The organism is Peribacillus butanolivorans, assembly GCF_001273755.1.
Taxonomy (GTDB): Bacteria; Bacillota; Bacilli; order Bacillales; family DSM-1321; genus Peribacillus; species Peribacillus butanolivorans.
The window spans coordinates 2,271,313-2,296,960 of the sequence record NZ_LGYA01000001.1 but is presented as its reverse complement, the minus strand read 5'-3'; the positions used below and the strand labels follow the sequence as shown (position 1 = coordinate 2,296,960).

Here is a 25,648-nt window from a genome sequence, read left to right as displayed (position 1 = left end):
CTTTGCATACAGGAGGGCTAGGATGAATAGCATCGCAAATATTTTAATTATTCTTGGATTTTCTATTATTTTCTTAATTTTCATTGTAATAGTTCTTTTATTAATCTATATGATTTTCTTTGATCGTAGGCAGAAACATCATGCGATTCTAAGGAATTATCCAGTGCTTGGAAGGGTTCGTTACTTTTTAGAAAAGATAGGTCCTGAAATGCGTCAATACTGGTTTAACAGTGATAATGAGGGAAAACCTTTTTCTCGAGATGACTATGAACACATGGTAAAAAGCTCAAAATATTTACGGGATGTCATTGGTTTTGGTTCAAAACGGGATTTCGATGAAGAAGGATTCTTTGTAAGGAATAGTATGTTCCCAAAATTGGCTGAAGAAGAAAAATACGACCGAGAAACAAAAGTGATGACTAAAAGATACGTCCTTATGAAGGATCCGCTTTTCTCACAACGAGAAGAAACTTGGGGAGATGAAGAATCCTCTGCCTATTTATTGGATGATGAGGATGCTGTGATTATTGGTCCGAACACAAAAAACCCCTTTAAATTAAAAGGACTTATCGGGATGTCTGCTATGAGTTATGGATCATTGGGGAAGAATGCTATCACTGCTCTGTCTGAAGGATTAGCTTTAGCAAAAGGCACATGGATGAATACAGGAGAAGGTGGCCTTTCCCCTTATCATTTAATAGGAGGGGTCGATATTATTATGCAAATCGGACCAGCCATGTTTGGAGTTCGAGATAGTATCGGCGAAATGGATTGGGATGAGTTAAAAAGAAAAAGTGAAATTCCAGAAATCAAAGCATTTGAGGTTAAATTAGCTCAAGGGGCAAAAACTCGCGGAGGTCATATCGATGCTGAAAAAGTAAATCCTGAAATTGCAGAGATTCGAAAGGTTGAGGCATACAAATCAATCGATAGTCCGAATCGATTTCATCAATTTCATGATGTAGAATCAATGTGTGACTTTATTGAAAAAATCCGAAACCATACAGGCATACCGGTTGGTATTAAGATGGTCATCGGTGGAAATGATAGTGTTGAAAAACTTGCCAAATATATGAGAGATACTGGAAAAGGTCCAGATTTCATAACATTGGATGGCGGAGAAGGAGGCACAGGTGCTTCTTATCAAGAATTGATTGATAGCGTAGGGTTGCCTATCAAATCAGCTTTACCAATCCTAGTTTCAACACTTGAAAAATATGGCGTCCGAGATCAGGTAAAAATCATTGCCTCTGGTAAGCTGTTTACTCCTGACCGAATTGCCATCGCTTTAGCTATGGGAGCTGATCTTGTCAATATAGCCCGTGGTTTCATGATTTCAATCGGGTGTATACAGACTATGAAATGTCAATCCAATGCTTGTCCTGTCGGAGTTGCAACGACTGATCCAGAATTGCAACAGGCACTTGTCATTGATGAAAAGAAATACCGGGTCGTAAATTTTCTCGTTACCCTAAGAAAAGGACTATTCCGAATATCAGCAGCCGCTGGTTTAGATTCTCCCGTTCGTTTCCAGCCAATGCATATTAGCTATAAGGACGACAAAGGAATCGTCACGTCCCTTGAAAATATTCTAAATGAAGTAAAGGGACAAATAAGAGTAAGTAAATAGTTGTAAAAGTACTAAACAACCGCCTATTTTGTTGATAGGCGGTTGTTTGTCGGAGACCCCTCTTCTATTTCCTTCGATACGAAAAGAAATGAAAGTGAAGTCAATGGCCCCCTCAATTTTACGAACCAAATGGTGGCACCAGTTGAGCCAAAGTAATCATTGAAAGTTGATCTCGCTGAATAGAATTATGTTTCGAAAGCATTGTCATCACCTCAAGTTTTAATACTCCTATATTAAAACAAAAAAGACTGTAGGCAAAAGTGTTTATTTCTAATTGTTAAAACAAAGTTGATTGGAACGAAAGGTTCGAGACTCCTGCGGGAAAAGCGTGTCCAAGGGAGACCCCACAGGCGCAAAGGTGCCGAGGAGGCTCCCTGACCGCCCGCGGAAAGCGAGTGCCCTACGTTCCAATCAACGTTCGAATTTTTACAACCCTTCAAAAAAACTGTAGACAAACTCGAATTTCATCGTGTTTGTCTACAGTCTGAAAGCTCATGTGTATGAGCTTGTATAAACTAAATTAAATTTTTAAATCAAAACTAGGAAGAAAAATTAAATGGATTGATAATACCATATGCCTTCACTTTTGAATTTACTGCATTGGTCGTTTGAATAGAGGTATTCAAGGTGTGCCAATGTTTCACCCACCGCAAACCGTGATTCGTGGATTGATAAATTTTTAAAAAGGACATTGCACGCGGTATTTACGGTTATCGGCTCTTTCATGTTTTCATAAACTTCATTTAATCGATCTTGATGGTGATCCAATAATTCCACAATTCTTTTATTGGCATTTTTAAAAGGTGTTCCATGTGAAGGAATGACATATTCAACGTCCAGCTTTTGTATTTTTTTCAATGAAGTAAAAAACGATTCTAATGGATTGTTGATGCCTCGAAACCAATAAGAGATATTTGGTGAAATCCTAGGTAAAATATGATCTGTTGAGAAAAGGACACTATTTTCCTTATTATATAAGGTAATTAGCCCATCTGAATGTCCAGGTGTCAAAATCACTTCATATTCGTACTTGCCAAAACATATTTTCATCCCTTCTTCAAGGTGATGATTCACAGTAGGATAGGGTTTTACCTGTGTGATAAAGCTAATTTCATCACTGGACAAGGCAGATGCTTTATCATCTATAATACCGCATGCATCATAATTGCCTTTAAGGACTTGTAGTGAACCAGGTTCCCAATATGTCGTCCCCGCCAATTCATCCACTTGTGTCATCCAAACATCTGCACCTGTTAATGCTTGTAAAGTTCCAGCATAGCCGAAATGATCTGGATGATAATGAGTAAGTACGATATCATTAACATCATGTTTTTCAATTATGGGATTCCATATTTCCCTTGTTACTTTGTTGTTCAATCCTGTATCAATAATTGTCCACCCTTTTTCACCTTCTGCTAGAAAACAATGAACGTGGTCCAATCTAAAAGGCAATGGAATGGTAACTTGAGTAACTTCCAATTCATTCAGCAAGTCTAATTCTCCTTCCAATTTAGTATCGATTATCTTCTCGAATTCCAATCCCGTTATTTATCGCCGAGTAATTACGCGATACCTTTTAAGGGAGATTGTTTGGTTATCAAACTTTTCAAGCAATTTAATAGAAGTAACTATTAAATAAAGTATATAATTTATTAATTCGACGCGTACTCTGATGTTCCTCTAATCAATATCCTTGGATTTATCGATAATGTTATAAAAATCAAATTATTATTTTCTTTAAATAGTTGAGTTGCTGTATAAAGCACCACGATAATCTTAAATCAAATTCAATTCTTGTAGAAATTATTCTATTAGAGAGGTCATTTATCTTGCTTATTCCATTTTAATCACTACTAGTTAACTTAATGAAAAAGAACCGCCATCATTATATGATGGCAGTTCTTCCAGACTGTAGACAAACTCGATGAAAATCGAGTTTGTCTACAGTTTTTTTGAGGGTTTGTAAAAATTCGAACGTTGATTTCCACTCCAGGCACTCGCTTTCCGCGGGCGGTCAGGGAGCCTCCTCGGCGCCTTTGCGCCTGTGGGGTCTCCCTTGGACACGCTTTTCCCGCAGGAGTCTCGCACCTTCCGTTCCAATCAACTTTGTTTTAACAATTAGAAATAAACACTTTTGCCTACAGTCTTTTTTGTTTTAATATAGGAGTATTAAAACTTGAGGTGATGACGATGCTTTCGAAACATAATTCTATTCAGCGAGATCAACTTGAAATGATTACTTTGGATCAACTGGTGCCAGCGAACCATTTGGTTCGTAAAATTGAGGGGGCCATTGACTTCACTTTCATTTATGACTTGGTGAAAGAGATGTATTCAGAGATAGGCCGCCCAAGTATTGATCCAGTTATTTTAGTTAAATTGACATTCATTCAATATACCTTCGGTATTCGTTCGATGCGTAAAACGATTGAAGAAGTTGAAACGAATATGGCTTACCGTTGGTTTTTAGGTTACGGTTTCCATGATAAAGTACCTCACTTCTCAACGTTCGGGAAAAATTATGAGCGTCGCTTTAAAGATACAGACCTGTTTGAACAGATTTTTTATCGTATCTTAATGACAGCTTCAGAAAGAAAGTTAATAAGTGCAGAGCACGTATTCGTTGATTCAACACATGTGAAAGCCAGTGCGAATAAGCGAAAATTCGAAAAGAAAATCGTTCGTAAGGAAACACGAGCATATCAAGGACGCCTTCAAGAAGAAATAAATCAAGATCGTGAAAACAATGGAAAGAAGCCTTTTCCACCGGATAAATTTGATAAAGAAGAAAACAAAGAAATTAAAGAAAGTACAACTGACCCTGAGAGTGGCTACTATGTAAAAGATGAACGAACAAAAGAAGGGTTCTTTCGCAAGCATGACTATGTTTACGATGAACATTTTAATTGTTATCTCTGCCCATCGGGCGAGATTTTAAAGTACTTACAACAAATAAAGAGGGCTATCGCGAGTAAAAATCACCCAAACACACTTGTGCGACATGCTCATTTTTATCACAGTGTACAGTAAGCAAAGACCATCAAAAAGTGGTGACACGCCATATCTGACAAAATTATATGGAAGAAGCAGATCATCTGCGTCATCACAAGGATGTAAAACCTATATATGCGAAACGCAAAGAAACAATAGAGCGTGTATTCGCAGATGCAAAAGAAAAGCATGGTATGCGTTGGACTACTTTAAGGGGACTTAAAAAATTGTCGATGCAGGCGATGCTTACATTCGCTGCCATGAATTTAAAGAAGATAGCCAATTGGACATGGCAAGGTCCAAGAATGGCTTAATAAAGTGGGCTCGTAGAGGCCCAATCTCTTAATCTTGAGCAAAATTCAAAGGGAATTTCAAAAGGGGTCCGGAATTAAAACATTCTGGACCCCTTTTGTCTACAAACTGAAAGAACCGCCATCACTATATGATGGAGGTTCTTCGCTTTACTTATCTTCCTCGATTGTTTCAACAAGAATAAATAGAAAATTATAGATTAGACTAAAAGCTTCTCCTAATGACATGTCTTCTCGAAATCCTTTAACATGATTCAAGGCAAAATTCACGTCCCATAGCCCATCACCTTGGTTGAACATCAAACTGAATGACCCGATACCGCCTTGAAGCTCCTTATTTAAATAGGCTTTTATAGCATCTCCTATTTTTTTCTGAAATTTTAATCCGAACATGGCGTTATACGTACTGAATACATCATCAACTTCCAAAGAAAGTGCCTCAACCCCGATTAGTTCGAACCATGAAGATTCAAAGTAAAGGAATTCCTCTATATTTGTTTTTAAAAACTCAATTGGTTGAGATAAAAATGCAGCAGTTTCTTCAGAAATCATTTCTTCGCTTTCTTTATTACTGCGTTCAATATAAGCATCAGCAAAGCGGAAAGTGTTTTCTTTTTCTACGATAGAAATATCGTCAGGGATTAACTTATGTCTCTCTGCATAATCCAATTCTTCTTTAAACAATTCCAGCTTGTTTTCACTTAAAGTTTTTGATATGTATGCTTCCATTTGTTTTTTTAACATGGTATGTCCTCCTAGTATCTTTTCAAAATGATCCGTTTCAATCATAGCATATTCATTATAGATAAAATAACTATGTGAAAAATCAATTAATATATCGGTTGTGGCAATCGTTTGGCGTCTTCGATATAGTTATACTAGAGGGTTTTATACAAATGAAAGAAATGAGATGTTAAACATGCAAAAAATCATTATAGTGGGAGCAGGAATTTTAGGAGCCTCCACGGCCTATCAGCTTGTAAAAATGGGAGCCGATGTTGTCATTGTTGATCGCCTAGATAGAGGACAAGCCACCGCCGCTGCGGCAGGCATTGTGTGTCCATGGATTTCACAACGGCGTAATAAAGATTGGTATCACCTTGCGAAAAATGGAGCGCGTTTTTATCCCAATCTAATTGAAGAGCTTGAACGGGACGGGGAAACAGAGACTGGCTATGCCCAAGTAGGGGCTATCAGCTTACATACGGATGAAGAAAAACTGCTGGCCATGCAGAAACGAGCGACAAAACGAAAAGAAGATGCACCTGAGATAGGGGATATTACTTTGCTCACTTCTGAGGAAACGAATGCCCTATTTCCGCCTCTGTCCGGCGAATATGCTGCTGTTCATATAAGTGGAGCCGCACGAGTCGATGGACGGGCACTTCGTGATTCATTACTTCGTGCTTCACAAAAAAACGGAGCGAAACTTATGTATGGTGAGGCTGCTCTGACATATAGCGATTCACAGGTAACGGGTGTAACAATTGCTGATGAGGTCATTACCGCCGATAAAGTAATTGTATGCGCAGGGGCATGGGCCCATCAATTACTGGAACCATTGGGAGTCAATTTTCAAGTCAGCTTTCAAAAAGCCCAAATTGTTCATCTAGGGTTGCCGGATACAAACACAAATAACTGGCCGGTTGTTATGCCGCCTAGTGACCAATACTTGTTGGCTTTCGAAGATAATAAAATTGTAGCCGGGGCAACACATGAAAATATGGAAGTATTCGATAATCGAATGACCGCAGGAGGATTGCAGGAAGTTTTTAATAAAGCATTAAATACTGCTCCTGGTTTGGCAGATAGTACGTTTATCGAAGCAAGAGTAGGGTTCAGACCCTTCACTCCTGATTTTCTTCCAGTAATTGGACCCATACCTGATTGGGAATGTATCATAGTTGCTAATGGGCTAGGTGCTTCCGGTCTAACAATGGGCCCTTATATCGGCTCTCAACTGGCAAATCTTGCACTTGATAGAGAAATAGACATCGATTTAGAAAAGTATGACGTGAAGGGTGCTCTAGGAATGTAACCTCTTGAATTAGCGCTCGATGTATAAATACACGAAACAAATTTAGATTAAGAATAAGAACTGTGCCCCAGAAATAGACGATTGACAACAGTAATATCTTTGATTTACCACTAAATGACCCCGGCCTTTTGGAGTGACCCCTGTCAAATAGACAGAAATAAAAAAGACCAATTAAGCAGCCTGAGTTCTATATTGATATGGACTCAGGTTGTTTAATTTTTTCTGGAAGCGATGATGGTTATAGAATCGAATATACATACTTACAGCACCTCTAACCTCTTCAGAGGTTCGGAAGGAGTTCATATAGAAACACTCCGATTTAAAGTGGCTGAAGAAATTCTCCNACTTAACACAGCATTTGGACCAGCATCTACTTCTCCGCTAATCATCCGAGTAAAATGGACCCCTAAAAACGGAAATTTTGGATTTGGAACAGGATAAATTAAATGGTTAACGAGAAAGCGTTTTTCTGGTATCAACTTAAAATACTCGCCACGGAATGGCACAATTTTCATATCAGTTTTGTACCCCGCTGCTGCTGCAATACGGTCACTGTGCAACCCAGCACAATTAATTACCATTCGTGCTTTTAGGGTACCGTTGTTCGTCTCGATCGTTACACTATCTGATTCCTCGTTAATTTTTTCTACTTTTGTATTTAGCTTAATCTCACCGCCATATTCTTTGATAATATCGGCGATTTTTTCGCTGACCTGACGATAATTTACAATACCAGCTTGTGGGACGCGAATCGCACCAAGTCCGTTTACATGTGGTTCGATTTCCTTTAATTCATCCACACTTATTTTTTTTATAGCCAAAGGGGATCATATCATTTGTCCAGGGTCATTCTTTTTGGTATGCAATCATACTTCAGTTTCGAATTCAGAGAAAAAAAAGACAAATTCTCGTTCCGAACCGAAAGGCAGGAAAAGAATTTATCTTTAAAAGGTTTTTGGGGATAGAGATAAACGATAGGGTTTACAGGTAAAACTTATTGGTTAAAACGTCCGCGCTGGCGTAGTAATTCTCGGTTCAAGTTTGGATCCTTTTCAAATGCAGCACGTCCGTGAAGCCAAAAAATATTATTAACGACAACCAAATCACCAACAGGAAGTTCTAGTTCAATTACACTTTCATCAGCTTCCAATGATTTAGAGAAATCACGTAGGTATTTTGCTTGTTCAATGGACTCAGGATAAACAAATTGATCGATAAAACAAACACCCGGCTTGTTATTATGATTAAAGAAAGTTAAACGTTCAATTTCTTGATCAATATTTTTACTTTTTGGGGCTTTATACGTAAATTTTTGATTTGATAATGGGTGATTGACGTACTTATCAAGTTCCTTCCAATCATCAAGGTGTAATAAACGTGATTCGCCTCCGCGGGCATTTTCTTCGATCGTCTTCATCATAAGCAACCAGTCTGTCGGCTCATCTACAAAGGTACCGTCTGTATGAAGAGTAAATAAACGATATGCCTGACGTAGATATGAATCGCTGCTATCTGTATCTTGTACACTAAAACGTGCATAGTACTTTCCAGACATTGCATCATGGTTTGGTGTTCCAAGTAAATGTGAAATCGCTGTTGCGAAAATAACATATTCATCAGTATTTTCAGTGACACCTTCTAAACCAAGAGTGAATCCGCCAGACTCTCGATCATGAACAATGCTCCGAAGTACTTCGCCAAACTCTTCTCCTACTTGATCCAATAGGTATGAAGCGACAATGTGACGTGCGTATGGTGTATATTCCAAATGTTGTACAGATTGATTATCCTTTAACACTACTTCTAAAAAACTTGCAATTGCCTCTTTTGAGATTTCAATATGATACAAACGATCTGTTTGCGGGTGAACTTTCACCTCATATTTTTCAGTTTTCTTTTCAAACTTCGCTTTCTTTTTTTCTGCAATACTCATGAATAATTCCTCCTGTTATTTGTAGAATAGGGTAATGAGTTAACGGGAAATATAAAAAGCCAGTCGCACAAGTTCCCTACTAAAATAGGATTCTACTTGTACAACTGGCTTATATTCACTTCACTGCTCTATGCAAATAGAGTCACAGCGAATATGCAGTTTATGTATTATTTATGTTTCCTGTTTCCAATTATTATAATCTATTCACGATTTTGAAAAGGTATTTTACAAAGGTGATAATGTCATAATATTGGCTTAATTCAATTAAAACACTTTCGTATTCTAATGTCAACTCTTTTTACTTATTATTCAGATAAATTAAATTAAAAATCTAGTTCAGTTGTTTTGGTTTTTCCCCGGCCTTAATTTGCTGAAAATGGAGATATAAGTCTTTTAATGCAGCGATCAACGCATTTGTTGCCTTTCCCCGATAATAGGATTGAATAGATTCTATCGCATTATCAACACCATCATTTAAACTAGTCCCTTTTAACACGCGTCCAATAAATTCACGTCCATGCTCTGTTGCCAATGTACAGGAAGCTTCTAGAATAACCCCATATTTAGAATCGACTTCTGCAGTAATGGTTAACGTTTCAAAGACACTTTTTGCTGCCATTCCCTGGGGTAAACGTGCGTGACCTGCAATAAATATTGTTTTACCATTAAACATGAGGCTTCTCCCTCCCTAAAAATGATTTATTTTATTAAAGCTGCTTCCAATAAGTGCGATTGTTCTGGAATACGGTTAACAACCTCTTTTCCAATTTCAATAGAAGCTGTAGCTGCAGGAGACGGAGCGTTACATACATGAACAGTACGTTTCCCCATTATAATATGAAAGTCATCTACCATATTCCCATCGTCCTGTAGAGCCTGTGCTCGAACGCCTGCAGGTGCCGGAATTAAATCATCTTCCTGAATTTCAGGAATTAACTCCTGAAGGCTTTTCGTAAATTGCTTCTTGCTAAAAGAACGGACATATTCATCCATCCCTTCTTTCATAAATTTACTCGCGAGTTTCCAGAACCCTTTGTAACTTAAAACTTCTGTTAAATCTTTTGCATTGAAGTCCGTTTTTTTATATCCTTCACGTTTAAAACTTAACACAGCATTTGGACCAGCATCTACTTCTCCGCTAATCATCCGAGTAAAATGGACCCCTAAAAACGGAAATTTTGGATTTGGAACAGGATAAATTAAATGGTTAACGAGAAAGCGTTTTTCTGGTATCAACTTAAAATACTCGCCACGGAATGGCACAATTTTCATATCAGTTTTGTACCCCGCTGCTGCTGCAATACGGTCACTGTGCAACCCAGCACAATTAATTACCATTCGTGCTTTTAGGGTACCGTTGTTCGTCTCGATCGTTACACTATCTGATTCCTCGTTAATTTTTTCTACTTTTGTATTTAGCTTAATCTCACCGCCATATTCTTTGATAATATCGGCGATTTTTTCGCTGACCTGACGATAATTTACAATACCAGCTTGTGGGACGCGAATCGCACCAAGTCCGTTTACATGTGGTTCGATTTCCTTTAATTCATCCACACTTATTTTTTTTATAGCCAGTTCATTTTGTAGACCACGTGTATACAAATCATTAAGAATTGGTAACTCATCTTGCTTTGTCGCAACAATGACCTTTCCACAAATATCATGTTCGATTCCATGTGTTTGACAGAATTCCGTCATTGATTTGCTTCCTTGGCGAGCAAATCGTGCTTTAAAACTTCCTGGTTTATAATATATTCCTGAATGAATAACACCGCTGTTATGACCAGTTTGATGATCTGCAACAACAGACTCTTTTTCAATAACTACCACTCTCGCATTTGGAAACCGCTTATAAAGTGCCATTCCCGTTGATAAACCTACAATTCCCCCACCAACAATTGCAAAATCATACATAATTACCACTCCTTATTATTTATGGTTTTTTTAGCAACTCCATACACGTGATTAAATTATTCTTTGTTCGTAAAATATGATATTCCACAGATGCTCGAAGTTCTGCAGGGTCGCCTCGCAAAGCTGCTTCATAAATCATCCTGTGTTCCCGCTGCGTCTCAGGGTAATAATCAATAAGCAAGTTGGGCGCAATTGGCGAGATACCTAGTGTTTCTACCATTTTTTGAACCCTAGGCCATGGACAACCTTTTCGAAGGGTTTCATGAAAAGCCGCATTCAATTGAATATAGTGTTCATTTGTTACATCGGATAACTGAATCTCTTCCATTTCAATCAATATTTTCTCTAATTGTTTTTTGTCTTCTTCTGTTAAATAGGGAAGTGACTTTTCAACAGCAAGGCCTTCAAGAAGAGACCTAGTGTGGTAGATTTCTTCAATATCATCTCGGGTTATTGGAGTGACGATAGCTCCTTTGTGTGGAACCATTTCCACTAAACCTTCCATTTGAAGCTGTGTAAGCGCTTCTCGAATGGGCATTCTGCTTACATCTAATCGTTCAGCCCATTCCTCTTGAATTAAACGCTCGCCTTTTTTCAGTGTCCCGTTTAAAATTGCTTGTCTAAGACTTTTTGTTACATTGTTTACGATTGTTGACTTATCTCTATTAGCATTATCCAATTTATCTTCCACCTTTCAATATTGGATACAATTCCAACTATAACAACTATATAAAACGATTACAATAGTAAAAATAAAAGATATTGTATCCAATCTAAAAATTATTGGATACAATATTTCTGAAATTCCACCTTTTATCACAAAAGAAAGTAACCTTCTGCTACGCTTACTTTAGTTCAATCTTTAATTTTTCTACTCTACGTAATAATGTCGTTCTATGGAAGACGGAGTTTTTCATCTGTTTAGACACATCCTCTCCTTTGTATAGATTATATAATTATTAATGTTGGTATTTAAAAGCGGACAAAAAAACTTGGTCCCCTTTATGTTTTTCAATTATGCTTCCGTTTGTTATTTTGAATAAGGAGATTCTTTTTTTCTGACTATGATACAATTAACTAAAAAACCAAATTTATACAAAGGAGTGAGGATATAATGAGTAAAGAAGTATATATTATTGGCGATATTCGTACTAATAATTTCACGGATGAAAATTTATTCGATAAAATTGGGTCATTATGGAATAAAATGAATGATTTAAATATTGAAAATGATATTAAGTATGGGGTTTACCATCAATACACAAGTAATTATCGTGGTGACTATACTTTAACTATTGCTACTGAAACTCCAGTGTCAAATGAAAAAATTATTATTCCAGAAAATGAATATAAAGTGTTTGAATGTTTACAAGATGAGCATTCCATAGGTGAAACTTGGAAAAAGATATGGCAGCTTGAAGATGAAAAAAAGTTGAATAGGGCATATAGCCTGGATTATGAAAAATATTATCCTGATGGAAAAGTGGAAATACATATAGCGATTAATTAATGCATTAACAAAAGAACCCTATAAAATATAGGGTTCTTTTGTTATGTCCCTAAAAAATAGTTATCTAAGATCTTTGTTATCTATACTATCCTTAGCTCATTTTCCCATTGAATTTAACACTTAATATAAGAAGAAAAAGACACTGTCATTACTCTTGTTGAGCAATATCCCCTCATGTTCTTCCCTCTTTATTTTAGATTCATCAAGTATTTTGTTAGTACAGATTTGAATATCTTTTCTAAATATAAGGAGTTCTACTTTCCAGTTATTTATAATGTGCGCTGATGGTTCTATAAAATAACAACTATTCCAAAAGAATATTTAATTAATATGTAAATATATTTAATAACAAAACTTTTTTTGATTTACCTCATTTTATTCCCCTGGGTTTTATTATAAGATGAACCACCAATTTATATACAAATGATTCATCCTAGATAATTTACTCTTAAATTTAGAATTACAATTAAAAATAACTAGTTTACATAATGTTATTATGATAAATAAAAAAAGAACCTTATTGGTCCTTTTTTTAATAATAGAAATCCATCAATGTTTCGTCCATTAAATCCTGTGTGAGTCCTATGTATATCATCGTATCTTTTGGATTGGAGTGATTAAGAATTTGTTGAAGTAAAGCGATATCCTTAAATTTTTGATAATGCAAATAGCCAAATGTTTTTCGGAGTGTATGTGTGCCAACATCCGGAATATCAGCCATTTCTGCTGCTTTGTTTAAAACCCGATATGCTTGTACCCTAGTGATTGGTCCATTTCCTTTTCGGCTAGGAAATAAATAGTTTTCATTTTTCAGGTTCATCTTCCGAACATACTTCCGGACTTCTTTCCGAAGTTGAGGGTTGACAAGGAACCGTTTAATTTTCTCTGTCTTTTGCTCTACAATGACGATATGCGTTCCCTCTAGGATATCTTTTACACGTAACTGTAAAAGATCACCGATTCGAAGCCCAATGTTAATCCCGATAGAGAACATCATATAATCACGGTAGCTGCAATATTTTAATAGAGATTTTTTCATCTTATCTATGTGATCCAGTCGGCGTATCGGCTGGACATTTTTGATTCTTTGAGAGGTTGCTTGCATGAGTAACTCATTCCCCTTTCCTCTTCTTTCATTGTACGTGAATTGACGAAAAAAAGGCAAGTTTTTTTAATTATAATGCTCTCAAAAACCTTGATTTGACGCGATTCCGAATGTATCAATACAGGTCCTTTGTTACATTCGGAATATTCTTATATTATTGATAGATATAGAGTTTAATTCTCCCAATCTCCTTAAATGTATTTTAATAGCGTTTAGAAAGACTTTATAACAATCGCGATGAAATACCCTAACGATTAAAAATGGACACCTTAAAATCAATTTATGGGACCTGTTTTTTATCTTTTATTGTTTTTTTTATGAAAAATGTAGAAGTTCAAACACTGGTATTTTTTTTCTGGATTATAATTTACAATAATATCCTTTCTCTTCCTGATGACATTATACAATTTTACCCATTTAATTTATTTACGATAATAACATTATGTAAACTATATATATTTAATATTTAGTCTATTACATTTGATAAAGAGTCTTACACATCTCTTCATCAAATGTAAGTTTCATCCAAGTCTCTCAGCGGATATAAAAACTTGCACCGTCAATCATATCGATTTCCGGGTAAGCTCTTAGTTGATCCATCAATTGGAAAAGTGCACCATCTTTTTGCTTCGCTTCAATCATACAATCTAACTGTGGTAAACTTCCTTTTATTTGTTGTAAAAACTCCATAAACATATCCGGATCAACGTAATCAGCGTGTGCTCTAAATTCTTTTTCCGATCTTGGGCTAGAAATATGCATCTTCGGAGATAGTTTGGAATAATCCCAAGTTTGGAGTATTCGATTCCAATGATCAATCCATTTTTCAGATGCCGAATGGTGCGCAAGGTAATGGTGGTAATCAAAAACCATGGGAATTCCTAGTTTTTCACACAAGTAGAGAGTTTCCGATAAAGTAAATGTAGTATCATCGTTTTCAAGAATCACCATTTTTTGAATTGACTCAGGTATAAACCCCCAATTATGTATAAACTGCTCTAGCGCCTGTTCATGTTCACCATAACCACCACCGACATGGAGAACACAACGATGCTCAGGGTCCAATCCCATTTTTTTTAATAAAGTATAATGCATCCTTAATGTTTTTAGAGAAGTCTTCAGTATATCGATATTCGAACTATTTAAAATGACGAAATGATCTGGATGAAAATCAATTCTTATAGCTGGCTGATTTGTAAGATAGGTTCTAATTTTTTCAAGTTCTTCTGAAATTGGTTCTAGGTAGTCCCATTCTGGAATTTCTGGGTGATTGACAAGGGGAATGAGTTTAGAAGAAAGCCTAAAAAATTGGATATCATGAGCTGCGTTATGGATTAGTAATCGCCAGCAATTATTAAGATTAGAAACTGAAATGCGTTCAAGTTTTCTTATGGCTGCCTCCCTATCCTTAATTTTCGAAAACTGGGAAAAAGTCATGGTTTGAGATGGTGAGCAGTTTGGCATATGAGTACTCATGGCCACATAACCAAGGCGGATTAAAGTCAGATGGATAACCCCCTTATATTTTTAGTTGTTTTTGTCATTATTCCCTTATTTATCTTTAATATGAATAATAAAAAAGAGCCTCATTATTTGAACTGCCCCCCAATTGTTAGACAGCATGTAACAATTGGGGGGCAGTTTTTTTTACTAAATATACGATAGACGAATAATTACATGCAGTTTTAGAGTACTTCGAAGGGAAAAAAACCTATAAATCCATTGCCCTCGTTACCAAGATGCTGGATAAAGCCTTTGATCGCTTGGAATCGAAAGATTCACCCATTCTTCATTCAGATTAGGGCTGGCATTACCAGATGAAACAATATTCGCATGATTTAAAAAGACATAACAATTACACAAAGCATGTCCCACAAAAGAAATTGTATCGATAATGCGGTCATTGAAAACTTCTTTGCCCCATTAAAATTAGAATTACTCTATCTTCGAGAATTTGAAAGCATGGAGCATTTCAAACAAGAACTAGAAGGAGAATATATCCATTACTAAAGTTTCAAACGAATCAAGGGAAAATTAAAAGGCATGAGCCGGATAGATTACCGGGTTCATGCCCTCAATGCTGACCTAAATAAAGTGTCTACCTTTTTGGATTTACTTCATTTCAGGCTCTTTTTCATTTATTTACTCGCTTATAACTATTTAATTTGGAAATTCATGAACTTAAACCTCAGGGGTAGGTGTTGGTTTTGCATATCCACTCTTATATTTTTCATCTACTTTAGTACGAATATCTTTAATAGTCATTCCATCCCTTAAATCTAAAATGGACTGAGCAGCTATTTCTAGGCATACCCCACATCTCGTCCCATGATCGTCCCAAACCACTTCACCACTTTTTTTATTTTCATGGATAAAACAATCGTAATTGTTTTTATGGTTAGCTTCTTCTCCACAACCACAGTAGCATGGTATTTTTTCTAATAGTTCCTGATTTTGAGCAACCGCTAAATAGATGGTTTTCATTTCTTCTGGCTTTTCAGATAGAAATTCAGGTGCTATTTCCTTACTTTTAGTCTCTTCTTGAAGATCTCCAGAAACAGTATGTGCTGAATGGCCTTCATGACTAGTTTCTTTATCCGCAACATTTTTTTCTTCATTCGAACAACCGGAAAGTAGTAAAGATGAACAGATACCAATTATGGCTATTAATTTAAAATTCATTTGTACACTCCTTGAATATTATAGTTACTCCCATTTTATGGGGTGGAATGTATTTCTACAAGTTATTTCACAAAAAGTACATTATTAAATGATGTTTTCATGAAAAGTTATTTTTAAATTATTCAAGTAATGTAAGAAAGGCATTCATTAAAGGACCCTTCCATATTAATTTATTCTCAATTGTTTTTCTTCTTCTTTAATACGGTCAGCGGAATTGTTATGGGAGAAACACCGGCTACAATCAAAACCAGCAAGTGTTACTTTGGTGTTCATTTCGCCTTTACTGGGTACACTTTTGCCGTAAGATTCGCTGGACCTCGGTCCTTGTATATCTGCCGTTTCATATTCTTTATGCAGCTGCTGATTCTTAATCCACACTACTATTACAAAATCCTTCTCAACACATATGAACTTAAAGGGGAAACGGTTATATGAATCCCCTGAATCCTTTCAATTTCTTCAAGACCCGCCCGCTGACCATTCGCTAAAACAGACCAATTTCCATGAAGTGGGAGTGTAATATTTACAGCTTCCCAGTTTGCATTATGAATAACAACAATCGTTGAATGTTCTGTCATTAGAGAAAATGCAATCACATTCGCAGGAGCTTCAAGGAATATTAACTGCTGCTCGATGTCTTCAGCTGTTCTTAACCTGAAAGCTGAAATATTGTTTCGAAGCGAAATTAGCCCTTTTAAATATTCTACTTCATTATCAAACTCCGCTCTTCTTTTCCAATCCAATCGGTTAACCCAGTCAGATGATTGATAGCTATTTTCATCTCCATCCTTTGTTCGCATAAATTCTTGCCCAGCATGGATCATTGGAATTCCCTGTGACAGTAATACCACAGAGGAACCTAGTTTGTGCATCTGTTTGCGTTCTTGCTCTGTCGCATCTGGATTGGTAATTACGAGCTTATCCCATAATGTATAATTATCATGGGCTTCGACATAGTTGATGACCTGGGCTGGATTTTGATAGGTTGCTATATGATCATCGTATTTCAATCCACCAGCTATCCCTTTTTTAATGATATCTTCCATCCCTGGTTTGCCATTGATAAAGCCTTTATCATGTTCATTCATCACAAAGCCTTTTAACCCATCCCGGATAGCATCATTAAAATGGGCTATACCAGGCATTTTATAAGCATTCTTTTGATTCGCTTTCTGATCCTGAGACAATGGGGTATTCATATCCCACCCTTCTCCTAAAACAATAATAGTCGGATCAATTTCATCAATAGCTTTTTTCACTTCATTCATCGTTTCCACATCATGAATCCCCATTAAATCAAAACGGAAGCCGTCGAGGTTAAACTCTTTCACCCAATAGATTACAGATTCAACGATAAATTTACGCATCATTTTATGTTCGGACGCTGTGTCGTTTCCTACGCCGGTACCATTGGATAGTGTGCCGTCCTCGTTAAAGCGAAAAAAATAGTTAGGTACAAGTTTGTTAAAGCTAGAATCATCCACCGAATATACGTGATTGTAAACTACATCCATAATTACACGTAATCCCTTATCATGTAATGCTTGGATCATCTGCTTCGCCTCACGAATTCTGAGCTTTGGTTGAAAGGGGTCAGTCGAATAAGACCCTTCTGGTGCATTATAATTCTTTGGGTCGTATCCCCAATTATATTGAGGTTCATTTAATTTCAATTCATTGACAGTAGCGAAATCAAAAATGGGGATAAATTGTACATGAGTCACACCCAAATCCTTAATATGATCGAGACCAGTTTTAACTCCTTCAGGACCCTTGGTACCCATTTCCGTTACTCCTAAAAATTTCCCTTTATTTTGAATTCCACTTTCAGGATGAATCGATAAATCCCTGATATGAATTTCATAGATAATTGCATCCTCAGGGCTATTCAGCGCAGGTTTATCATTTGTCCACTTTTCTGGGTTGGTGTCTGCTAAATCTATTACAACACCTCTATTCCCATTTACAGTCACTGCCCGGACATAGGGATCCACAGCTTCATTCCATACATCGCCCACTTTCACTTTATATGTATAAATCAACCCATCCTGATCACCGGATATTTCAACAGTCCACGTTCCCTTCTCCGAACGCTGCATATCAATTTCTATTCCATCTGTATCATCCCAACGTTTATAAGTAACGAGCTTAGCTTCAGATGAAGTGGGAGCCCATAACCGGAATGAAGTTTTATCTTTTGAATAGGAATTTCCTAAGTCTTTTCCTTCATAGTAATAAAGATTATCCAGTTCTTCAGGGTTTACGAGATGAATATTTGCAATGGGTAGAACATCCGACTTATTATCGAGATCTTTATCATTAGGTGTTTGATTGGTATTTTCCTCTTCAAAATAAAAAATTGAATCTTTAATAGGTCATTCCTCCAATGAAATTCCTATTTCAAAACAGGAATTTATTTCATATATTTTTATTATTTCCTTTTTATGAAGGGTTGCTATCAAAAATCAGTGTGTGACTATCAATATGATTCAAACGTCCTAGCGTATTCAGAGACATATGTTAATAAACTTGATGGATTCATTAATAAATGATAAGTATTTTCACCCGAAATAAGATCAGGAATAATTTAGAATCTCGATGTCCATTTTTTATAGTTAAGTTTATCTATGTTGCTCCAAAAATCATAAACCTGTACCACTTTTACATAAAATTCTACTTCTGTGTAGAATATACCTCTCTTTGTCTTGTAAATATTCCTATTGAAATTATAAACCTTAAAAAGTGATAAAAAAAAATGCCTCCATAACAGTTTTACGGTCTTGGAGGCATTTCTAGTACTCTTTATGGTGTTTTGATTATTTTAACCTGATTATCTTCAACAACTGCCATGAAGTTTTTCACTTCAGGCTGATCAAAGATATAGTCAGTAATGCCATCTTCGAGCTGTTCCTGAAGAACACGTCGGAGCGGTCTTGCCCCGAATGATGGATGATAACCTAACTCGATCAGTTTTTGTTTTGCTTCATCTGTTACGACCAATGATATGTCTTGAGAAGTAAGTGTTTTGTCAAGATCCTGAATCATAATATCAACAATTTGCAAAAGGTCTTCCTTCTTCAGTGCTGAGAATTCAATGATGCTGTCAAATCGGTTCAGGAATTCCGGTTTGAAGAAACTGCCTAATGATTGTAATATAGAAGCTTCATCTACGGCTGTACTTGTTCCGAATCCCATTACTTTTTGTTTTTCCCCGACTCCAGCATTAGATGTCATGATAATGACGGTATCTTTAAAGGTAACAGTACGTCCCTGACTATCAGTTAACCGACCATCTTCTAGAATTTGTAAGAACATGTGCATCACATCTGGATGTGCTTTTTCAATCTCATCCAATAAGATAATACTGTAAGGCTTACGACGAACTTTTTCAGTTAATTGGCCTGCTTCCTCATGTCCTACGTATCCAGGAGGAGAACCAATTAATTTGGAAACGCTATGTTTCTCCATGAATTCACTCATATCAAGGCGAATCATGGCTTCTTTATCACCAAACAATTCCAAAGCAAGGGTTTTCGCTAATTCAGTTTTCCCAACTCCTGTCGGACCAACGAATAGGAAAGAACCAGTGGGACGGTTTTTGGACTTCAAACCGGCACGACTCCTTCGGACGGCCTTCGCAACCTTTCTGACTGCTTCTTCCTGCCCAATTACTTTTTTCATAAGCTCCTCTTGAAGATGAAGCATTCTTTCCTGCTCATCTTCTTGCAGCTTGCCTACAGGGATTCCAGTTTTTTGTTCGATAATCTTTTGGATATCTTCGACAGTGACGTTTGGTTTAACTGAATTTACTCCAGCTTGCAAAGATTTTTCCAGTTTTTCTTCTTCATCCCGAAGTACAGCTGCTTTTTCATAGTCTTCTTCATTTAGGGCCTGCTCTTTTTCCTTATAGATATTTGCAAGACGTTCTTTCATAACCTCTTCCTGTCCATCTTCAATGGTCAAGTTTAATTTAGAACCTGCCTCGTCCATTAAGTCGATTGCTTTGTCAGGTAGAAAACGGTCTTGAATGTAGCGGTTTGAAAGTTCAACAGCTGCTCTCAGCGCTTCCACGCTATATGTGACCCCATGATACGCTTCATAACTGTCTTTTAAACCTTGCAAAATAACCAATGCTTCATCTGTTGTAGGCTCATTAACCTGAACGGGTTGAAAGCGGCGTTCAAGTGCTCCGTCTTTTTCAATTTTCCGATATTCAGACAAAGTGGTCGCTCCCACCAGCTGAAGTTCACCTCGTGCAAGTGCGGGTTTTAAGATATTCCCAGCATCCATCGATCCTTCGGCTGAACCAGCACCGACAATTTGGTGAATTTCATCAATGAATAAAATGACATTCTTTCTTTCCTGCAATTCACTGATTAATTGCTTCATTCGTTCTTCGAATTGTCCCCGGATTCCAGTGTTTGTAACAAGTGAAGCGATATCAAGCATATACACCAGCTTATTACGCAATTTAACAGGAACTGCACCTTCAACAATGGCTAGAGCAAGTCCTTCAGCAATCGCTGTTTTACCTACGCCAGGTTCACCTATTAATACTGGATTATTTTTATTACGTCTATTTAGAACTTCAATCACTCTTTTTATTTCTTCATTCCTGCCGATAACCGGATCAATTAGGCCTGCTTTAGCAGCATCTGTCAGATTCTGCCCGTACTCTTCTAATAATCCTCTTCCGCCGCTTTGTTGAGCAGGTTCCGGTTGAGGGATATTACTATTATTAAAGGGATTGAATAAATTGTGGGATCCATTAAATTGGAAGTTCCCTAAATCTTTTCCTCCCATAGCTGCACCAAGTTTATTTCTTTCTTCTTTATAACAAGTGGAGCACAGCATAACATCATGCTCCTGACCATTCATATTTAGATGTACTTGAATATTAGCTTGGTTTACATGGCATTTTTCACAAAGCATGTAGTACTCCTCCTTAAAGTTTGTTTTTATGAATCAACTTTGACCTTCTTTGACTTTCTGACTTTATTATACATTGACCTTCTTTGACATTCAATAATTTTGACTGGAAATTCTTTTGGATTGTTTTCTCAAATTTCTTCTATTGATACAGCCATATCGGTAATCCATAATAGCCCTATTTCTATAGAAATAGGGCTTCATCCAAATTATCTGTATTTCATCTTCAGAAATTGGTTGCACTTTCCTTATAAAGATAATGATAAATATATCGGAGAACAAGTATATTAGTTAATAGTGAAAATAAAAAATTTAAACAACGATATTTTGATTTTGATGTAAAACATCAAGATTTAGCATCCATTGAGATTATCTTGAGTTTTTGCATCAGAACCGATTTTCTTATAATTTTTTCCCCATTAATCATACTATTGTTCTCATATTGTGTTTATGATTAAAAACCAATATTCTTCAAATAAGCGAAGCTCTGGCTAACATCTCGTAGACTACTATCACAATTTCTAGGATCACGCTCTTGCTCTACAGTAATGTACCCATGATAATCGATTTCTTTCAGTAACCTGTCAATGATGCCTTGTCCGACAGAGCAGATAACTCCCTTACCACATGCATCAAAAAAGCGGATACACTCAGTCATTACTTTTTGATAATTATTTATCTAGATTAATATCTTTAAAATGTATATAATCCAGTCTATTTGCACAGTCCATAAGCCACTGTACGGGGTCCATTTTTGAATAATAAAGATGTGCTGTGTCAAGGCAAAGTCCTGCAATTTCATGTGGAATATCCTTCATAAGTTTCTTTATTTCATCTTTAAATTCAATATAGCCACCAGCATGAGGATGGACTACCAATCGTACTCCATATCTTGTCCAAGAATGCTCTGCCCATATCCGGATATGTGTCATCCTGTTCCATCCCTCTGGGGATAAGCGTTTTGCATCATCTGGGTGACCAGCTGTGTAATCCCTTTCATGTCCCCAATCAATTAGTACAAGATAAGGCGTTGGAAATTGCTGTCCTTCTTCCTGTATCGAAGGAGGAATTTTGATAATATAGAGAACAAATGTCATCAACTTGGCGCACTAAGTGTTCCAAATTCGATTCTGCTACCAAATTATCAAAATATCTACGTAATTCATTAGAACGACTCCCTTTTTGTTATTTGGATAATCCTTTAATGGTTAATAATTCCACAGCTTTAAAAATGGAATTATTACCGTAATCCTCTGCGAATTCAATAATCTTTTGCATGTCGCTTTTGGTAAATTGCGTCCCTACACGTTCACTTCTGTTTTGTTTAATTTTCTTCATCTGATATTCTCCTTTTTGTGCTTATATAGTATCTATACATACTGAGTGTAAAAGTCAGTAGAAGTTACACACTTTTTTTAAATAATTTCACTCCGTCATTATATTGAAAAAAATTAAAAAGTAAGGACGATTAACCATATATGAATAAATTTATTTTTTATAAAGGTTGCTAGCTACAATTTGGTGAATTAGTATTAAAATATCAGAATATTTAGTGTGTTAGGAGGAGTTACTATGAAACCAATAATAACTATGGACTTACAATTGTTAGCAAATGTTCTTAGGGAGAATAATTGTACAAGTTTAATTAGTCGATTGCCGAAAAGGATTTTCAGGTTGCTCAAATGCTCGATGTATTAATAATTGAGGATAAATGGGGGATGACATTTGACTAAGCTCAGAATCCTTTTAACCATTCCAATTTTGCTATATGGAATTTTCATATTTGTTGTCATTCAAAACGATAAGAATATTCCACTTTATTTGCACCTTCTATTGGCAATCTACTTGATGTTGTTTGTACATTATGAAGAAAAAGGCGGAGCTTGAGGAACTACGTATCAAGTACCGTGTGTACGAATATTATTCATTGGAAAGTAGGAGAAGCCATGGAAAAGCCAAATAGTTTACAAGAAATATATAACGCTAACCGACCTGAGAATAATGAACTTTTTCGAGCGATACAACAGCATCTTCAAATGAAACATCCAGACAAACGAATGACGGCCACGAGAACTTTACAATATATTGTGGCTGACAGTGTTTCATCTGGAGAGCTGCGTAATGTTGAAAGTCGGATTTTATATAGTTGAAATCCTAAGGTCATTTGAAATGACCTTGGACACACAACCCCGCATACGAATCCTAAATCAACTGAAGTTGACCATGGCGCTTCAAAAGTTTAGGAAGGTATGCCAAAAGATGAATATCAAAAAATTAGGCTTTGTTAAAGAATAATGTTGTTATTTGATTTTCTCGAACGTTCGTTCTATGACGAACTAAATTTACCGAGAGCGAATGAGTTTTAATGGCGTTAGTGGACATTATTAACCAAATCAGAAATCTTAGCCAAAGAAACCAGCAGCGATTGAAGGAGTTCTTCACAAACTCATTAGGGAGTGCGGGAGAAACAGAGTCTGTATTCACTGATGTATCAGAACAGAAACACAAAGACGGCTATACCTGCACCCATTGTCAATCCACTAATGCCATTCGCTTCGGTAAATATCAGGTAAAAACTACAATCAATACCATTGAACGTCAAAGATACCGCTGCAAAGAGTGCGCTAAAACATTCACAGATATGACGAACACTCCTCTTCACAGAACTCATATGCCTAGTAAATGGCTTCAGTTCATCGATGAACTCATTGGTGCTCATTATGTGACGCTTTTTTATTGGAGGCATAAAATTCTAACTGCATTGAAACAGATGGATTTTGAACTTTTCGAAGGCATAGTAGAAATGGATGAAACCTATTTCCTCTATTCCGAGAAAGGAAAACGGAATATCCAGAAAACCAAGGTTACGCGGTGGTAGTTCGGAGTTTAGAGGAATAAGTAAGGACCAAGTATGCGTTCTTGTAGCCAGAGACCGCCAAAAGAGAACGTTTTCCAAAACAATAGGAAAAGGGCGTATTATAAAAAAGAGTTTGGACGAAGCCTTAGGTTCCAAGCTATCAATACAAAATGTTCTATGTACGGATGCTTGGCGGACGTTTATGACTTATGCCAAAGAAAAAGGAATTGAGCATCATCGCTTTAAAGCAAATGGTAGGGAGCGAGTTAAAGGGATTTATCACATCCAGAATGTAAAAGTTATCACAGCCATTTAAAGAGCTGGATGGAGCGTTTTAATGGTGTAGCGACTAAATATCTAGACCATTATTTGAGCTGGTTCCAATTTTTAGACACCATCAAACATATAAAAGATAACTTTACGATAACCAAAATGGTTTTAGACAGTTGTTCTTTCTCAGTTAACACAACTTATGATAAACTGAAGTTATCAGAATTTTACAAATAACGGAACGTTCATTGTTTCGTTAAAGGGCCAGTTTAATTGAACAAGGAATTGGCATGACACCTTAATTAGTGAGCTATCTACAACAACACGCCGCAAATGAGTTTTGACCAAAGGGATTATCTATTAAAGGGATTAAATTGGAGGGAATAGAAAATGGATGTAAAGACACTTTTGTTACAACAATGGGCAAGCTGCTTAGATGAAGAAGACTGGTTTCCACCACTTGAAAAAGTGCTAGAGGATATCACTTTTGAACAGGCAATTTGGAAACCAGCTGATGGGGCAATGAATTCCATTTGGGAATTAGTTTGTCATTTACTTTTCTATGAAAAGAGATTTCTGATGCGATTTCTTGGTGAAACAGCGAATGAACCACAGGCAGAAAATAATGAATCTACATTTCGATTACCAACTGAGACGTTAGAAAATTGGAAGGAAACAAAACAAGAATACTTTTATGTTCATCGTGAACTTGGAAAAATACTAGCAAAATCAGAACATGAAGATTTGTATAGACAGATCCCAGGAGAAGATAATTCATTAGTGCTTGAACTGAAGAGTTTAGCAATGCACGACGCATATCATATTGGGCAAATTGTATTCCTTAGTAAAATGCAAGGAGCTTGGGCAGGGAAACGCAGCTTTTAAAAAAGCTTCATTAGCTTTACAGTTATTCCATTATAGGGGGCTTTAATGGAATAAGAACGGGAACGTACAAATCGGACGTTCCCGTATTTTATACCTAAAAAACAACAATACTACTTAACAAAGCCAAAAATTAAAATTGCGGAGGAACAAAAATATGATTATGAATGGTATAAACCAATTGAAGATGAATATTAAAAGGACCCCCGATTAATTGATATGATCCCCTTTTAGTAGACAGAAAAAAGAAAGCACACTAATCTGTCTATATATGGAGGTTATTTTTCTATGGGTAATATTAAAAGAATGTTTGATAAAGCATTCAAAAAGCAGGCCGTTGATTTATACCTTAATGGAGATATGAGTTATCAATCGGTCGCTGATAAATTAGAAATTGATAAAAATCAAGTCCGCCGCTGGGTTAAGTACTTTGAAGATGAAGGCATACTGGGTTTGGAAGAGAAACGAGGGAAAGCGAAGGGTCTTGGTAAGGGCAGACCAAGAACAGCTCCGGAGGATCCTGAAGAAAAAATCAGACGTTTAGAGGCGGAGAACGAAATGCTAAAAAAGCTCTTAAAGATGTAAAAGGGGGA

At 36.5% G+C, this 25,648-nt stretch carries 20 protein-coding genes and 5 pseudogenes; 10 read left to right on the top strand and 15 right to left on the bottom strand.

Features of this window, described 5'->3' with window-relative positions:
- Positions 1-22 precede the first annotated feature (22 nt).
- Positions 23-1,630, top strand: a complete 1,608-nt coding sequence (locus tag AKG34_RS10660; RefSeq protein WP_053346061.1) for an FMN-binding glutamate synthase family protein — start codon at positions 23-25, stop codon at positions 1,628-1,630.
- Between the two features lie 552 nt (positions 1,631-2,182).
- Here AKG34_RS10660 and AKG34_RS10655 read toward each other — a convergent pair.
- Complete coding sequence (locus AKG34_RS10655) at positions 2,183-3,121, bottom strand: MBL fold metallo-hydrolase (protein WP_053346060.1); 939 nt, start codon at positions 3,119-3,121, stop codon at positions 2,183-2,185.
- Between the two features lie 699 nt (positions 3,122-3,820).
- Between AKG34_RS10655 and AKG34_RS10650 the strand changes: the two are divergent.
- Positions 3,821-4,935, top strand: a pseudogene (locus AKG34_RS10650) (transposase).
- Positions 4,936-5,082: 147 nt separating this feature from the next.
- On the opposite strand, the gene AKG34_RS10645 reads toward AKG34_RS10650, so the two are convergent.
- Positions 5,083-5,676, bottom strand: coding sequence for a hypothetical protein (locus AKG34_RS10645; RefSeq protein WP_053346059.1), 594 nt, complete (start codon positions 5,674-5,676; stop codon positions 5,083-5,085).
- 175 nt (positions 5,677-5,851) lie between these two features.
- Here AKG34_RS10645 and AKG34_RS10640 point away from each other — a divergent pair, with 175 nt between their 5' ends.
- A complete protein-coding gene (locus tag AKG34_RS10640; protein WP_053346058.1) occupies positions 5,852-6,970 on the top strand; it encodes an NAD(P)/FAD-dependent oxidoreductase in 1,119 nt (372 codons plus the stop codon).
- 171 nt (positions 6,971-7,141) lie between these two features.
- On the opposite strand, the gene AKG34_RS29625 is transcribed toward AKG34_RS10640, so the two are convergent.
- The 6 genes and pseudogenes from AKG34_RS29625 to AKG34_RS10615 all read right to left on the bottom strand — a co-directional run bounded on the left by AKG34_RS29625 (position 7,142) and on the right by AKG34_RS10615 (position 11,499).
- Positions 7,142-7,273, bottom strand: coding sequence for an IS3 family transposase (locus AKG34_RS29625; protein ID WP_083450750.1), 132 nt, complete (start codon positions 7,271-7,273; stop codon positions 7,142-7,144).
- A gap of 41 nt (positions 7,274-7,314) precedes the next feature.
- A pseudogene (locus tag AKG34_RS10635) lies at positions 7,315-7,791 on the bottom strand (FAD-dependent oxidoreductase); the annotation flags it as partial.
- Between the two features lie 173 nt (positions 7,792-7,964).
- Complete coding sequence (gene glaH / locus AKG34_RS10630) at positions 7,965-8,903, bottom strand: glutarate dioxygenase GlaH (RefSeq protein ID WP_053346057.1); 939 nt, start codon at positions 8,901-8,903, stop codon at positions 7,965-7,967.
- Between the two features lie 331 nt (positions 8,904-9,234).
- Positions 9,235-9,576 carry a DUF3870 domain-containing protein gene (locus tag AKG34_RS10625; RefSeq protein WP_053346056.1) on the bottom strand — a complete coding sequence of 114 codons (342 nt, stop codon included), beginning with the start codon at positions 9,574-9,576 and terminating at the stop codon, positions 9,235-9,237.
- Positions 9,577-9,602: 26 nt separating this feature from the next.
- Positions 9,603-10,820, bottom strand: coding sequence for an L-2-hydroxyglutarate dehydrogenase (gene lhgO, locus AKG34_RS10620; protein WP_053346055.1), 1,218 nt, complete (start codon positions 10,818-10,820; stop codon positions 9,603-9,605).
- Positions 10,821-10,839: 19 nt separating this feature from the next.
- A complete protein-coding gene (locus AKG34_RS10615) occupies positions 10,840-11,499 on the bottom strand; it encodes a GntR family transcriptional regulator (RefSeq protein ID WP_053346054.1) in 660 nt (219 codons plus the stop codon).
- A gap of 435 nt (positions 11,500-11,934) precedes the next feature.
- On the opposite strand from AKG34_RS10615, the gene AKG34_RS10610 reads away from it, so the two are divergent.
- The gene (locus tag AKG34_RS10610; RefSeq protein ID WP_053346053.1) at positions 11,935-12,330 is read left to right on the top strand and encodes a GyrI-like domain-containing protein; all 396 of its coding nucleotides are present in this window, start codon (positions 11,935-11,937) and stop codon (positions 12,328-12,330) included.
- 532 nt (positions 12,331-12,862) lie between these two features.
- Here the strand turns inward: AKG34_RS10610 and AKG34_RS10605 are convergent.
- The gene (locus tag AKG34_RS10605) at positions 12,863-13,435 is read right to left on the bottom strand and encodes a site-specific integrase (protein WP_223305274.1); all 573 of its coding nucleotides are present in this window, start codon (positions 13,433-13,435) and stop codon (positions 12,863-12,865) included.
- Positions 13,436-13,969: 534 nt separating this feature from the next.
- Positions 13,970-14,941: a UV DNA damage repair endonuclease UvsE gene (gene uvsE / locus AKG34_RS10600; RefSeq protein ID WP_053346052.1), complete on the bottom strand. Its 972-nt coding sequence runs from the start codon at positions 14,939-14,941 to the stop codon at positions 13,970-13,972.
- A 218-nt stretch (positions 14,942-15,159) separates the two neighbouring features.
- Between uvsE and AKG34_RS28805 the strand changes: the two are divergent.
- Positions 15,160-15,517, top strand: a pseudogene (locus tag AKG34_RS28805) (transposase); the annotation flags it as partial.
- Between the two features lie 99 nt (positions 15,518-15,616).
- Here the strand turns inward: AKG34_RS28805 and AKG34_RS10595 are convergent.
- The 5 genes and pseudogenes from AKG34_RS10595 to AKG34_RS27955 form a co-directional block, all read right to left on the bottom strand.
- On the bottom strand, positions 15,617-16,117 hold the full coding sequence (locus AKG34_RS10595; protein WP_053346051.1) for a PCYCGC motif-containing (lipo)protein: 501 nt from the start codon (positions 16,115-16,117) through the stop codon (positions 15,617-15,619).
- Between the two features lie 383 nt (positions 16,118-16,500).
- A pseudogene (gene pulA, locus AKG34_RS10590) lies at positions 16,501-18,384 on the bottom strand (type I pullulanase); the annotation flags it as partial.
- A gap of 535 nt (positions 18,385-18,919) precedes the next feature.
- The gene (locus tag AKG34_RS10585) at positions 18,920-21,049 is read right to left on the bottom strand and encodes an ATP-dependent Clp protease ATP-binding subunit (protein WP_053346049.1); all 2,130 of its coding nucleotides are present in this window, start codon (positions 21,047-21,049) and stop codon (positions 18,920-18,922) included.
- A gap of 668 nt (positions 21,050-21,717) precedes the next feature.
- Positions 21,718-22,143, bottom strand: a complete 426-nt coding sequence (locus tag AKG34_RS28800; RefSeq protein WP_053346048.1) for a sugar phosphate isomerase/epimerase family protein — start codon at positions 22,141-22,143, stop codon at positions 21,718-21,720.
- Between the two features lie 88 nt (positions 22,144-22,231).
- Positions 22,232-22,384, bottom strand: a complete 153-nt coding sequence (locus tag AKG34_RS27955) for a hypothetical protein (RefSeq protein WP_161804921.1) — start codon at positions 22,382-22,384, stop codon at positions 22,232-22,234.
- Between the two features lie 387 nt (positions 22,385-22,771).
- Between AKG34_RS27955 and AKG34_RS27950 the strand changes: the two genes are divergently transcribed.
- From AKG34_RS27950 to AKG34_RS10560, 5 genes and pseudogenes are all read left to right on the top strand, one after another.
- Positions 22,772-22,933, top strand: coding sequence for a hypothetical protein (locus AKG34_RS27950; protein ID WP_157444319.1), 162 nt, complete (start codon positions 22,772-22,774; stop codon positions 22,931-22,933).
- Positions 22,934-22,992: 59 nt separating this feature from the next.
- Positions 22,993-23,196, top strand: coding sequence for a hypothetical protein (locus tag AKG34_RS10575; protein WP_053346047.1), 204 nt, complete (start codon positions 22,993-22,995; stop codon positions 23,194-23,196).
- 215 nt (positions 23,197-23,411) lie between these two features.
- Positions 23,412-24,410, top strand: a pseudogene (locus tag AKG34_RS10570) (IS1595 family transposase).
- Positions 24,411-24,563: 153 nt separating this feature from the next.
- Positions 24,564-25,058 carry a DinB family protein gene (locus tag AKG34_RS10565; RefSeq protein ID WP_053346046.1) on the top strand — a complete coding sequence of 165 codons (495 nt, stop codon included), beginning with the start codon at positions 24,564-24,566 and terminating at the stop codon, positions 25,056-25,058.
- A gap of 285 nt (positions 25,059-25,343) precedes the next feature.
- A complete protein-coding gene (locus tag AKG34_RS10560; RefSeq protein WP_053346045.1) occupies positions 25,344-25,640 on the top strand; it encodes a transposase in 297 nt (98 codons plus the stop codon).
- Positions 25,641-25,648 lie beyond the last annotated feature (8 nt).

What these genes read in the sequence shown, in the direction of transcription:
- AKG34_RS10660 (WP_053346061.1), top strand. Translation starts at nt 23, where the DNA reads ATGAATAGCATCGCAAATATTTTAATTATTCTTGGATTTTCTATTATT.
- AKG34_RS10645 (WP_053346059.1), bottom strand. Translation starts at nt 5,676, where the DNA reads ATGTTAAAAAAACAAATGGAAGCATACATATCAAAAACTTTAAGTGAA.
- AKG34_RS10640 (WP_053346058.1), top strand. Translation starts at nt 5,852, where the DNA reads ATGCAAAAAATCATTATAGTGGGAGCAGGAATTTTAGGAGCCTCCACG.
- AKG34_RS29625 (WP_083450750.1), bottom strand. Translation starts at nt 7,273, where the DNA reads ATGAACTCCTTCCGAACCTCTGAAGAGGTTAGAGGTGCTGTAAGTATG.
- glaH (WP_053346057.1), bottom strand. Translation starts at nt 8,903, where the DNA reads ATGAGTATTGCAGAAAAAAAGAAAGCGAAGTTTGAAAAGAAAACTGAA.
- AKG34_RS10625 (WP_053346056.1), bottom strand. Translation starts at nt 9,576, where the DNA reads ATGTTTAATGGTAAAACAATATTTATTGCAGGTCACGCACGTTTACCC.
- lhgO (WP_053346055.1), bottom strand. Translation starts at nt 10,820, where the DNA reads ATGTATGATTTTGCAATTGTTGGTGGGGGAATTGTAGGTTTATCAACG.
- AKG34_RS10610 (WP_053346053.1), top strand. Translation starts at nt 11,935, where the DNA reads ATGAGTAAAGAAGTATATATTATTGGCGATATTCGTACTAATAATTTC.
- AKG34_RS10605 (WP_223305274.1), bottom strand. Translation starts at nt 13,435, where the DNA reads ATGCAAGCAACCTCTCAAAGAATCAAAAATGTCCAGCCGATACGCCGA.
- AKG34_RS10595 (WP_053346051.1), bottom strand. Translation starts at nt 16,117, where the DNA reads ATGAATTTTAAATTAATAGCCATAATTGGTATCTGTTCATCTTTACTA.
- AKG34_RS10585 (WP_053346049.1), bottom strand. Translation starts at nt 21,049, where the DNA reads ATGCTTTGTGAAAAATGCCATGTAAACCAAGCTAATATTCAAGTACAT.
- AKG34_RS28800 (WP_053346048.1), bottom strand. Translation starts at nt 22,143, where the DNA reads ATGACATTTGTTCTCTATATTATCAAAATTCCTCCTTCGATACAGGAA.
- AKG34_RS27955 (WP_161804921.1), bottom strand. Translation starts at nt 22,384, where the DNA reads ATGAAGAAAATTAAACAAAACAGAAGTGAACGTGTAGGGACGCAATTT.
- AKG34_RS10575 (WP_053346047.1), top strand. Translation starts at nt 22,993, where the DNA reads ATGGAAAAGCCAAATAGTTTACAAGAAATATATAACGCTAACCGACCT.
- AKG34_RS10565 (WP_053346046.1), top strand. Translation starts at nt 24,564, where the DNA reads ATGGATGTAAAGACACTTTTGTTACAACAATGGGCAAGCTGCTTAGAT.
- AKG34_RS10560 (WP_053346045.1), top strand. Translation starts at nt 25,344, where the DNA reads ATGGGTAATATTAAAAGAATGTTTGATAAAGCATTCAAAAAGCAGGCC.